Below are 12,389 nucleotides of genomic sequence, written 5' to 3' on the forward strand. Positions count from 1 at the left end.
CGGTCCATCGGATTTGGGAAGCACCCCGCCCCGGTTCAAGACCCGAGCGGCGCTTTTTTAAGCACACGGCACCGCAGGGCCCCGCCTCAAGCTTAGTCCTGTGATGTCAGTCCTGTGATCAGGATCTCTAAGTCAAATGTCTGACTGAGCGTGATCAACATATGCCGGGTCATGGCCACGGCCAAAAGCTTGCCATGCGGCATCGGCTGCGGCTTGTCCCCCAACACCGCCGACGCCACCGCTACAAGGCGCATCCCGTCTAGGGTCTGTTGGAGAACCGGGGCTCCGGAGACACCGGGCACCGCTTCGCAATCAGTATAGACCAACGCACCATAGAGTTGTTCGGGCACGCACCCGGCCTCGATTGATGGAATCTGTGAGCGGTTGATGCCGTAAGACAAAGTTGTCAGCGCCTGCCCCGGCGAGACAGCAAACGCGATCTGCAACGGCACAATGCCCGGATCAAGCGGTTCGGTCAGGCGTACCAGCGCGATATCAGAGGCCACGGTCAGATCGGCACGATTGAAACTGGTAGGTACGGCAATTTCCGCCCCCCGCCCATGCGCGGCATAGGTGCCAGTCCGAAACCCCGGCAGGAAATGCACACGATCAGCACCGACAGGCAGTCCGGTCCGCCGATCGACAAGACAATGGGCTGCCGTCAGCACCACATCCTGAGCCACCAGCGTCGCCGTGCAATAGCCCTGCCCAATGACATTCAACCGTCCGACCGCCAGCCAGCCCTGCTGCTCGTCAAAGGACAACATGCGCCGGGGATCTTGCGCCGAGGCCGGCGTGATCGATCCGACAAGACACAGGCCAAGGAGGCCCAGAAGAGAATACCTGATTCGCATGGACCTCTTCTGCCATGAATGACTGCGCCTTGTCTGTTTATCCTTGTCGCAGATTAACCAGTCATTGCGTTGTGCCGGATGATTGCTAATGTCCGCCCATGAACGTGACATTGAACAACCTGCTTAATCTTATTAGCCCGTTAACGATGTTCGACGCGGCGGCGCTGGCGCTTATTCTACTCAGTTGGCTCGTGATGGCTCAGATCATCGAGAACCGCGCCGCCACCCGGCCCTCGGTCTCGGTCCTGATGATCAGCTATCGCCGGGAATGGATGCGCAACACCATCACCCGCGATCCCCGGGTCTATGATGCTATGGTGATTGCCTCTTTGCGCGAAAGCACCGCATTTTTCGCGTCGGCCACCATGATCGCCATCGGGGGGTGCTTGGCGCTGATGGGGAATGTCGATCAACTGACCGGACTGGCCGCCGAGTTGTCCATCGAAGACAGCCCGCCGGTCCTGTGGGAGATCAAGCTGCTTTTGCCGCTGTTCTTCGTCACCAACGCGTTTTTGCATTTCGTCTGGTCGCATCGGGTGTTCGGCTATTGCTCCATCGTGATGGCGTCGGTGTCGAACGACGTCCACCATCCGGCGGCGACCCACCGCGCCGATCAAGCCGCCGACCTGAATATCTCGGCCGCCAAGGCGTTCAATCGCGGGTTGCGGTCGGTGTATTTTTCGTTGGGCGCATTGGCATGGCTGCTGGGCAGCTTTCCGCTGTTGGTCGCGACAGTGACGACGGTGCTGGTGCTGTGGCGGCGGGAATTCGCCTCGGCCACCCGGGCCACCCTCATGCGCGACCCACCGGCGCGCCCGACCTCCGAGGCCATGCGCCGAGTCGCCGCCGACCACAACTTGCCCGAGTAACGTCATGTCCGCGATCCTACGTCCGATCCTGGTCTGTTTGTGTGCAATGGCGGATCCGGCTCTGGCCGCTGCGCCCGAGGTGGTCGCCGTCACCGCAGACAAGCAAGGGTCTGACTGGCGCTTTGACGTGACCTTGCTGCACCCCGATACCGGCTGGGACCATTACGCCGATGGCTGGCAGATTGAGACGGCTGATGGCACCGTTCTGGGGCAGCGCGAGTTGCTGCACCCGCATGAGACCGAACAGCCCTTCACCCGAAGCCTGCCCGCCGTCGCCATCCCAACCGGCACCCAAACCGTGATCCTGCGCCCGCGCTGTAGCATGGATGGCTGGTCAGAGACCGGCTTTTCAGTCCAGCTGACACCTTAACCTCGGTATGACCCTGCGATTTTAAGGACGGACCGGGGCGCGCCGACGTCCTTCCCACAGCCACGCCCCAACAATCAGCAACGCGGCAATCACCAGATAGAGCCAAGCTGGCAACACAGGCCGGACCGTGACATCTGCGGTTTGATACGCGCCGCGCGGGGTAATCCCGATCCAGCCGCGCCCGGCCGCCGGACGCCCGGCATCGACTGAGCGAAGGTCCAACGGGCCATCCTCGATCGCCCGAATACCGCCGCGCATGCTGCTCACAAGCGGGTCCAGCAGGGTGCCACTGGCGATGGTCTGCTCAAATTCCCGTGGCGCCGACGGCCCCAGCGCCGCAACCGCCGATAAGTCGCCATCGGTGATCCGATAGAGGCCGATCTCTTGTCCAGCCAGCGTCAGTTCGTAGCGCCCGGGCGACACCTGCACCGGCGCGTGCTGGGTGATCGTGCCATCGGGGGCGGTGATCTCAAAATCTGCCACTGCGTCGCCAAGGGTGCGCCGGATGATCGTCATGTTGCTGCCGTCACTTTCGACCCACAGCGCCTCTTCCTCGAGTTCGGGCTCTTTCATCATCCAATGGGCAAGACGGCGCAGCAATTCCAGTTGCGGACCGCCGCCCTCAAAGCCCCGGTTCCACAGCCACGCATGATCAGACGCCAACAGCGCCACCCGTCCTTCGCCCACCCGGTCAAGCACCAGAAGCGGGCGGTCCTCAATGCCCGACATCACCACTTCGCCAGATTTGGGCAGCAGATCGACCTGCCGGAACCATCGCCCCCACGGCGGCGGTGCGCCGTCCTCAGGCGCCTCGGCCGCGCCGTCCAGACCTTCGGTGACCGGATGCCGCCGCCCGATCCCGGTGATCGCCGGCAGATACCCCTCTTCCAACACCCGCGAGGTCGGTTCGGCGGGCAGGATCTGGGCCAGAGGACTGCGATACAGACTGCTGGCCGAGGCAAAATCCGGCCCCGCCGCCACCAGCACAGCCCCGCCCCGTTCCACGTACATCCGGATATTGTCGAGATAGATCTCAGGCAGGATGCCCCGCCGCTTGTAGCGATCAAAGATGATCAGATCGAATTCATCGATCTTTTCCAAAAACAGCTCACGGGTGGGAAAGGCGATCAGCGACAATTCCGTCACCGGCACGCCGTCCTGCTTTTCCGGCGGGCGCAGGATGGTGAAATGCACCAGATCGACCGAACTGTCCGATTTCAGCAGGTTGCGCCAGGTGCGTTCCCCCGCGTGCGGTTCGCCCGAGACCAGCAGCACCCGCAACCGGTCGCGCACGCCATTGATCTGCACCACGGCGGCATTGTTGCGTTCGGTCAACTCGCCATCCGCGACAGGAACAGTGAACTGGACGACGTTCATGCCGCCATGCGGCAAGGTCACCGGCAATTCCAAATCGCGGCCCACCGGCACGACGACCTCACTGACCGCGCCGCCATCGACCGAAATTTGCAAGACAGCGGTGCCGTCTTCCGCCGCAGGCACCCGGCCCTGATCTTCCAGCCGAAGGGTCAGCGTCACCGGCTCGCCCATGATCGCGAAGGCCGGTGCGTTGGTCACGGTCAACCGCCGGTCCCAATCGGTCTTTTCCCCAGTTAACAGCGTGTGCAGCGGTGCTGGCAGATCGGGGGCCTGTTCCAGATCATGGATCTGCCCATCGGTGATCAGGATCATGCCTGCCACCCGGTTGCGCGGCTCATTGGCCAGCGCCTCGGCCAAGGCGGACATCAGCAGCGTGCCCTCATTGCCCGGCGCATCCCCTACCCGCACAACCCGAAGTTCGGTATTGGGCAGGCCTGCCACTTCGGCCTCGATCCGGGCCAAGGCGGCGGCTGACTGGTCTGGACGCCCACCGATCCGCTGGCTGGCGCTGTCATCGACCACCGCAATCACGATATCGGACAAAGGCGCGCGGTTTTCCGTTTGCAGCGATGGATTGGCCAGTGCCAGCAGCAGCACAACGGCCCCGAACCCTCGCAGCCACCAACCCGACAACCGCCGCCAAAGGGCAAAGCCGGTCACCAGCGCCATTCCACCGGCCAGAGCGGCCAGAAGCATCGGATTGATCAGCGGCGACAGCAAAATCTCTTGTGTCATCTATTGCCCCAGCCGATCCAAAAGCGCGGGGACATGCACCTGATCAGATTTGTAATTGCCGGTCAGCACATGCATCACCAGATTGATCCCAAAGCGATAGGCCAGCTCGCGCTGCCGGTCCCCGGCATAACCGCGCCCGACCGGATACAAAGGCTGCCCGCTGTCATTCATCGCCCAAGCCGAGGCCCAGTCATTGCCACCGATCACCACCGGGGTCACGCCATCGTTCAGATTGCGAAACGGCATGCCTTCGACCAATTCGGCATCGGGCGGGGCGGCTTCGACCCACAGGTCCCGGCCATTGAACCGGCCCGGAACGTCCTGCAACAGATAAAACGTCCGGGTCAGCACGTGATCCGGCGGCATCTGTTCCAGAGGCGGAATATCCAAGGGTCGGGCAAGCTGCTGTAATTTCGCGCCATTGGCCGATGTTGCACCGCCCAGATCCGCATCGCGGGTGTCGAACAGGACCATCCCGCCCGAGCGCAGAAACCGATTGAGTTTCGCGTAAGCCTCGGATGACGGCAGCGGTTGATCTGCGGTCACCGGCCAATAAAGCAACGGAAAGAACGACAGCTCGTCCTGTTCCAGATCGACCCCCATCGGCGTGCTCGGCTCAACCGAGGTCCGGGCGAACAGCATGGTGGACAGGCCTTCCAGCCCCTCTTGCGCGGCGCGGTCCACGGCGGCGTTTCCGGTCAGCACATGCGCCAAGATCACATCGCTGGTGGCGGCCAAGGCAAAGGCGTCCTCGGCCGGGCTTGCCGGGGATTGCGCCCGGGCGTCCGGAGCGATCAGGGCAGCCGCCAGCAGCAGGACCGCCACATGCCCCGTCCGGCGCAAGCCCAGCTTTCCCGACACCGCCAGCGAGGCCAAAAGATCAGCCACCAGCACCAGCAGCGCCGCAGTCAACAGCGCGCCGGTCAACTGGGTCTCCTCAGCGATGGAGATCCCTTCAACGGGGGTGCCCTGCGGCCACGTGCTGGCGGTTAACGGGGTTTCAGCGCCGATGACGTTGAGGGCGATGCGGCGGTCATCCCCGGCATAAAGCCCCGGCGGCATATCGGCGGCAGGGTGGCCCAGCGCCAGACGTGCGCCGGGCAGACCCGGCAAGGCCGCGGCGTCGCCCAACTGTCCAAAGGCGTTCAGTACTTCTTCGGGTTCCCAGACGGTGCCGTCCAGATCGGCAGCACTCAGCTGGGCCGGGCGGGTCGAGACGGCAAGCCGCTCCAGCATTTGCACGAACAGACCGGACAACGGCAAAGTGGACCAATCGGCATTGGCAGTGACATGGAACAGCACCACCCGGCCCGCCCCAACCTGCTTGGACGACACCAAAGGCGTGCCGTCACTCAGCGCTGCGATCTCGCGCTCTGCCAAGGTCGGGTCGGGCTGCGCCAACACCTGCGACGTCACCGTCACATCGTCAGGAAGGGTCAGACCGAAAAACGGCGAGCCTTCGGTAAAGGGGCGCAGGGTCTTCGGCTCGCCCCAACTCATGGCGCCGCCAAGGCTGCGCCCGCCGGCCCGCAGACGCACCGGCATCAGCGGGTCTTCGATGTCGCGGCTGATATCGCTGGCGGCCAAGCGCGGCCCGGCAAAGCGCACCAACAACCCGCCTGCCTCAAGCCACGTGATCATCGCGGCGGTTTCTGCGTCGGTGATGCGGGCCACATCGGCCAGCACAATCGCATCCGGGTTGGCCAGAAGGACCTGCGCGATGTCGCCGTCAATCAGGTCGGCGGTGGGTTCCAACGCCTGCTGAAGGTAATGAAGCGGCGATAACAGCTCTAGCCCCTCGCGCTGATCGTTGCCCGCGATCAAGGCCACTTCGCGCCGTTTCAACGCATCGTCGGTCAGGCTGACCGCCGCCGCAGAGCGCTGACCCACAATTTCGAACCGGGCGACGCGATTGCGCAGTTCCGCGGGCAAGGCCAGCCGCAGCTGCGCCTCGGTCGCGTCCGCATCAAAGGTCACGTCGGCCTGAGCCAATGCCCGCGTGATCCCGGCCGGATCCGGCCCCAACGCGGCGACCGTAACCGTGCTGGCGATACCGGGGCGGTCCCGAATAACCGTCACATCAATCTCGCCCTCGGCATAGCGGGCCGGACGCAGGCCATAGAGCGGACGGCCGCTTTCAATGATCCGCACTGCGCCCCGATTTTGCAATGCGGCCAGAACCGGTCCCTTGGCCTCGCGCGCCACGCCATCGGACAGCCAGACGGTATCGAACCGGCCCTCACGACTGTCTGCCCAGCGCATCAGGTCCCCGTCCTCGGGCACCCAAGCGACTGGTTGCAAGCTGGCCAGCAGGGTCTGCCAGACATCCGCCGTCTGGAACGACAACGCGCCCGCAGGCACATCGGTGGTCACCACCACGGCGACCGGACGGTTGGCCCGGCCTGCCTCGTCCAAGAGGGTGCCGACCCGTTCAATCCTCGGGGACCAGTCCCGTGCATCGGCCCAAGTGCCGTCAATCAGCACCAGAAGTGGCCCGGTGCCCGGCTCACGGGTTTGCGGGTTCAGCACCGGCCCGGCGAAACCAAGGATGACCGCAGCCACCGCCAGCACCCGGATCAGCAGCAACCACCACGGCGTCTTGTCGCTTTGGCTGTCATCATCGCGCAAGCCCAGCAGCAGGGCGACCCCGGGAAAGCGCCGCCGGATCGGCGCAGGCGGTACCGCCCGCAGCAGCAGCCACAGAACCGGCAGTGCGCCAAGGCCAAGCAAAAGCCACGGCACGGTGAACGCAAGGGGGCCCAGCGCCAGCATCAGCGCCGCCGCTCCAACGCGCCGTAAAGCCACAGCAGCGCGGCTTGGGCCGGGCTATTGGTGTGGTGGCACAGCACTTGCCAGCCGGTGATCCGCGCCAGATCGGCCAGCCGCGCCTTGCGCTCGGCCAAGCGCAGCAGATAGGCATCGCGCAACCTGCCCGCTTGCAATGTTTCATGGCGCAAGCCGCCGCCCATCGATTCAAAGACCGTGCGCCCGTCATAGGGAAAGGCTTCTTCTTCGGGATCGAGAATTTGCAACAGCGCCCCGCGCACGCCCTGATCGGCGGCTTCGGTCAGCGCCGCTTCCAGCGGTTCCAGCGGCCCCATGAAATCCGAGATGAACAGCGCCCGTGATTTCGGGATCATCCCCTGAACCTCAGGGGCGCCGAAATCCGCCCCCACAGCGGCGGTTGGCGGGTCCAAAAGCCCGCTCGCGATCCGCAGAAGCTGGAGGTCACCCCGGCGCGGCGGGACGGTCTGCCCGGTCAAGCCGACCCGCTCGCCACCCCGCAACAACAAGATCGCGACTGCCATGGCCAGCACCCGGGCGCGGTCGCCCTTGGTCGGCACCTTGGCAGAGGCAAAATCCATCGACTGTGTCTGGTCAACCCAGATCACCACGCTTTGCGCTGCCTGCCATTCCGTCTGCCGGATGTAATGGGTGTCCGAGCGGCCCGACCGCCGCCAATCGATCAACCGCGCCTCGTCAGTGGGCATGGCGGGACGATATTGCCAGAATTCTTCGCCCATGCCGGGCCGCCTGCGCCCGTGATCGCCCAGCAGCATGGTCGCGGCGAGATGCTCGGCATCGGCCAGAAGCGGCGGTAGCGCAGCTGACAGGGCCTCGCCATCCCGGCGCAGTCCGGCTCCACCGGTCAAAGACGCAGGGGGTTGCGTCACGCGGCAACCTCAATCCGGGTCACTTCAGAGACGACCTGCCGGATCAGCGGGGTCAGAGCCTCGCCGCGCGCCCGGGCCGCAAAGGTCAGTTGCATCCGATGGGTCAGCACCGGCACGGCCATGCGCGCCACATCCTCAACGCTGGGCACCAGCCGCCCCTCCAGCAAGGCTTGCGCCCGAACGGTCAGCATCAGCGCCTGCGCCGCACGCGGCCCCGGCCCCCAACTGACCGAATTGCGCACCATAGCCGTGGCTTGCGGATCCTCGGGGCGACAGGCGCGAACCAGATCGAGGATGGTCTCGACCACCGCATCCCCCACCGGCATCCGCCGCAGGACAGTTTGCGCCGCAATCAGGGAGGGGCCGTCAAACACCTGCACCGATTGGGCATCTTCAACCCCGGTGGTGGCTCGCAGGATATCGCGCTCCGTCGCGCGGTCGGGGTTGGGCACATCGATCTGCACCAGAAACCGGTCCAGCTGGGCCTCGGGCAACGGATAGGTGCCCTCTTGTTCAATCGGGTTCTGGGTTGCCAGCACATGAAAGGGCGGCTCCAACGCATGCGGTTGCCCGGCGATGGTCACGGATTTTTCCTGCATCGCCTGCAATAACGCCGACTGTGTGCGCGGGCTGGCCCGGTTGATTTCATCGGCCATCAACAATTGGCAAAAGACCGGGCCCTTGAGGAAGCGAAACTTACGGCTGCCATCAGCTGCGGTTTCCAGCACCTCAGAGCCAAGAATGTCTGCCGGCATCAGGTCGGGCGTGAACTGGATGCGCGCCTCATTCAAGCCCATGACTGTGCCCAGCGTTTCGACCAGCCGGGTCTTTCCCAGCCCCGGCAAGCCGATCAACAGACCATGACCGCCGCAAAGCAACGCCGTCAAGGCCAGATCAACCACCCGCTCTTGGCCAATGAACCGCTTGGTAATGCTGGCCTTGGCGGCCAACAATTGCACCCCGAGGTCTTCGATGTCCCCGATCAGATCCGTATTCTCGGCCATGACAACCTCCTTGTTCCCGGGTTATGCTGTACCAACCGACATAACTCTGCCAGCCTAAATCGCAATTTTTCCGGATGGACAAAACATCGTGATCCCTGATGCCGACTCTCTGGCCACCGCGGCACGCAAAGCCACCAAACGCGGCCCCGCGCCGGTGCATTTGTGGAACCCGCCGTTCTGTGGCGACCTCGACATGGTCATCAAACGCGACGGCACCTGGCTCTATTTGGGCACCCCAATCGGCCGCGCCCCCTTGGTTCGACTGTTCGCCAGCATCCTGCGCAAGGACGGCGAGGACTACTTTCTGGTCACCCCCGGCGAAAAGGTCGGCATCACCGTCGAAGACGCCCCGTTTGTCGCCGTGGATTTCACCCTGTCCGGCACCGGCCGTGCGCAATCGCTGACCTTTGTCACGAATGTCGAGGACACCGCCACTGCGGGTCCCGACCACCCGGTGCGGATCGTGCGTGACCCCGACACCAACGAACCCGCGCCCTATATCCTGATCCGCGCCAATCTAGAGGCGCTGATTGACCGCAAAAGCTTTTATCGGCTGATCGACGCCTGCGAGATCACAGACCACGACGGCCAGCCATGGTTCGGCTTGTGGTCGGGCGGGGTCTTCTTCCCGATCTGCCCTGAGGCGGACCTGTTCGCAGACTAAAGCCGCCGCCCCTGCCAACGCGGACAGGTTTAGTGGGCCTCGGCCCAATTGGCACCCTGCCCGGCTTCGACCGTCAACGGCACGCTCAGCTGAACCGCGGGCATTGACGCATTCTCCATCACCTCCCGCACCACGGCGATGGTGTCCTCCACAGCGTCTTTCGCCACTTCGAACAGCAATTCATCGTGGACCTGCAGCAGCATGGTGGCCGGCAACCCCTTGATCGCGTCAGGCATCCGGATCATGGCGCGGCGGATCACATCCGCAGCCGTGCCTTGGATCGGCGCATTGATGGCGGCGCGCTTGGCAAATCCGGCACGCGGGCCTTTGGCACTGATCTCGGGCGTGTGGATTTTGCGGCCAAACAGGGTCTGCACAAAGCCGTGCTCTTTCGCAAAGGCCGTGGTTTCGTCCATATAGGCGCGAATGCCGGGGAAGCGTTCGAAATAACGGTCGATAAAGCCCTGCGCTTCGGCCCGAGGAATGCGCAGATTGCGCGCCAAACCAAAGCCTGAAATCCCGTAGATCACCCCAAAGTTGATCGCCTTGGCCTGCCGCCGAATTTGCGGCGTCATCTCATCCAATGGCACGTTGAACATCTCAGAGGCGGTCAGCGCGTGAATATCCTGCCCGTCTTTGAAGGCCTGTTTCAGGCTATCGATCTGCGCCACATGGGCCAGAATACGCAATTCGATCTGGGAATAGTCAAGCGACACCAGAACCTTGCCGGTGTCGGCGACAAACGCTTCGCGGATGCGGCGCCCTTCGTCACTGCGCACTGGGATGTTTTGCAAATTTGGGTCGGTCGAGGCCAGCCGCCCGGTCGACGCTCCGGCGATGGAATAGGACGTATGCACCCGGCCGGTGTCTGGATTGATATGTTCTTGCAACGCGTCGGTATAGGTGGATTTCAGCTTGGATAGTTGCCGCCAGTCCAACACCCGCCCGGGCAATTCATGCTCGGTCGCCAGATCCTCCAGCACATCTGCGCCAGTGGCATAGGCCCCGGTCTTGCCCTTCTTGCCGCCATCAAGCCCCATCTTGTCGAACAGGATTTCCCCCAGTTGCTTGGGGCTGCCGACGTTGAACTTTTCCCCCGCCAGGTCATGGATCTCGGCCTCTAGCGCCGCCATTTTCTGGGCAAAGACCGACGACATCCGGCTCAGGGTGTTGCGATCGACCTTGATGCCGGACCGTTCCATTGCCGCCAGAACCGGCACCAGTGGCCGCTCCAGCGTCTCGTAGACCGTCGTCACCTGCGCCTTGTGCAAGCCCGGCTTCAGCGCATGCCACAATCGCAGGGTCACGTCGGCATCTTCGGCTGCATAGGGGGTGGCCTTGTCGATGGGCACCCGGTCAAAAGTCACCGCCGATTTTCCACTGCCAAGCAACGGCTTAATCGGAATCGGCACGTGGCCAAGATACCGTTCGCTCAGCAGATCCATTCCATGTCCGTGCAGCCCGGCATGTTGCGCATAGGACAGCAGCATGGTGTCATCGATGGGGGCGACCGTAATGCCCAGATTGGCGAAAATCTTGGCGTCATATTTCATGTTCTGGCCGATTTTCAGGATCGAGGGATCCTCCAGCATCGGCGTCAGCATCTCCAGCGCCAGTTCCAGCGGCATCTGCCCCTCGGCCAGCCCTTCGGCGCCGAACAGATCGTCCGTGGCCGAGGCCTTGTGCGTCAACGGAATGTAGCAGGCCGTGCCCGCCTCGACCGCTAGGCTGATCCCGACCAATTCCGCCCGCATTTCGTTCAGACTGGTGGTTTCTGTATCGACGGCGACCCAACCCCGTTCATAAATCTGGTCAATCCAGCCTTGCAGAGCGTCCGCATCGCCCACGGTCTGATATTTGGACACATCAAAGGGCGGCGCTTCGGCAGCGGGTCCTGCGCCAGTGATGGCCGGGGTCTCGACCACATGAGGGACCGGCGCGCCAAATCGATCCGCAACCCGCTTGGCAATGGTCCGAAATTCCATCGCGCTGAGAAACGTCAACAAGGCCTCGGCTTCCGGGTCGCGCACTTCCAGATCGTCCAGCCCGAAATCCAGTTCCATATCACAATCGAGCTGCACCAACCGCTTCGACAAGCGGATCTGATCGGCATGATCGATCAGGGTCTGACGCCGTTTGGGCTGCTTGATCTCGCCCGCCCGCTCCAGCAGCGTTTCCAGATCGCCAAATTCATTGATCAGCAGAGCGGCGGTCTTGATCCCGATCCCCGGCGCCCCCGGCACATTGTCCACCGCATCCCCGGCCAGCGCCTGTACATCGACGACGCGGTCGGGCTTGACCCCGAACTTGGCCTCGACCCCGGCAGTGTCGATCCGGGCGTTCTTCATGGCATCCAGCATTTCCACGCCGCCGCCCACCAATTGCATCAGATCCTTGTCCGAACTGATGATGGTCACGCGCCCGCCTGCATCACGGGCTTGGCAGGCCAAGGTGGCGATGATGTCATCGGCCTCGAACCCCTCCAACTCTTTGCAGGCGATGTTGAAGGCGATGGTGGCTTCCCGGGTCAGGGGAATCTGCGGGCGCAGGTCTTCGGGCATCGCTTCGCGGTTGGCCTTGTACTGGTCGTACATATCATTGCGGAAGGTGTGACTGCCCTTGTCAAAAATCACCGCCGCATGGGTCGGTGCATCGGGACCATGGTTGTCCTCGATATAGCGGAACAACATGTTGCAAAAGCCGCTGACCGCGCCCACGGGCAGCCCGTCAGACTTCCGCGTCAGCGGCGGCAGCGCGTGATAGGCCCGAAAGATGAAGGCCGAGCCGTCAATCAGGTGAAGGTGATGTCCCTTGCCAAATGCCATGTGCTTTGTCCCTGCGC

At 63.4% G+C, this 12,389-nt stretch carries 9 protein-coding genes; 3 read left to right on the forward strand and 6 right to left on the reverse strand.

The features are described from left to right. Window positions 1-92 precede the first annotated feature (92 nt). Window positions 93-854, reverse strand: a complete 762-nt coding sequence (locus tag BV911_RS00950) for a serine protease (protein WP_168183946.1) — start codon at window positions 852-854, stop codon at window positions 93-95. Window positions 855-952: 98 nt separating this feature from the next. Between BV911_RS00950 and BV911_RS00955 the strand changes: the two genes are divergently transcribed. Next, window positions 953-1,723, forward strand: coding sequence for a DUF599 domain-containing protein (locus tag BV911_RS00955; protein ID WP_086051705.1), 771 nt, complete (start codon window positions 953-955; stop codon window positions 1,721-1,723). A 4-nt stretch (window positions 1,724-1,727) separates the two neighbouring features. After that, window positions 1,728-2,093 (forward strand): hypothetical protein, encoded by a 366-nt coding sequence (locus BV911_RS00960; RefSeq protein WP_086051706.1) that lies wholly within the window; start codon window positions 1,728-1,730, stop codon window positions 2,091-2,093. Between the two features lie 21 nt (window positions 2,094-2,114). Here BV911_RS00960 and BV911_RS00965 read toward each other — a convergent pair whose 3' ends face one another. The 4 genes from BV911_RS00965 to BV911_RS00980 are packed head-to-tail and all read right to left on the reverse strand — an operon-like array spanning window position 2,115 to window position 8,883. Continuing rightward, a complete protein-coding gene (locus BV911_RS00965; protein WP_086051707.1) occupies window positions 2,115-4,205 on the reverse strand; it encodes a hypothetical protein in 2,091 nt (696 codons plus the stop codon). After that, window positions 4,206-6,977 carry a DUF4159 domain-containing protein gene (locus BV911_RS00970; protein WP_086051708.1) on the reverse strand — a complete coding sequence of 924 codons (2,772 nt, stop codon included), beginning with the start codon at window positions 6,975-6,977 and terminating at the stop codon, window positions 4,206-4,208. It abuts the gene before it with no gap. Further along, window positions 6,977-7,858, reverse strand: coding sequence for a DUF58 domain-containing protein (locus BV911_RS00975; RefSeq protein WP_371587767.1), 882 nt, complete (start codon window positions 7,856-7,858; stop codon window positions 6,977-6,979). The genes BV911_RS00970 and BV911_RS00975 overlap by 1 nt, the downstream gene beginning before the upstream one ends. Before the next feature lie 17 nt (window positions 7,859-7,875). Continuing rightward, the gene (locus BV911_RS00980) at window positions 7,876-8,883 is read right to left on the reverse strand and encodes a MoxR family ATPase (protein ID WP_086051709.1); all 1,008 of its coding nucleotides are present in this window, start codon (window positions 8,881-8,883) and stop codon (window positions 7,876-7,878) included. Between the two features lie 88 nt (window positions 8,884-8,971). Between BV911_RS00980 and BV911_RS00985 the strand changes: the two genes are divergently transcribed. Further along, window positions 8,972-9,547, forward strand: a complete 576-nt coding sequence (locus BV911_RS00985; protein ID WP_240512095.1) for a DUF1285 domain-containing protein — start codon at window positions 8,972-8,974, stop codon at window positions 9,545-9,547. Window positions 9,548-9,576: 29 nt separating this feature from the next. On the opposite strand, the gene polA is transcribed toward BV911_RS00985, so the two are convergent. Beyond that, window positions 9,577-12,372, reverse strand: a complete 2,796-nt coding sequence (polA, locus tag BV911_RS00990; RefSeq protein ID WP_086051711.1) for a DNA polymerase I — start codon at window positions 12,370-12,372, stop codon at window positions 9,577-9,579. Between the last annotated feature and the right edge of the window lie 17 nt (window positions 12,373-12,389).

It is taken from the genome of Pseudoruegeria sp. SK021 (assembly GCF_002119405.1).
Classification (GTDB): Bacteria; Pseudomonadota; Alphaproteobacteria; order Rhodobacterales; family Rhodobacteraceae; genus Meridianimarinicoccus.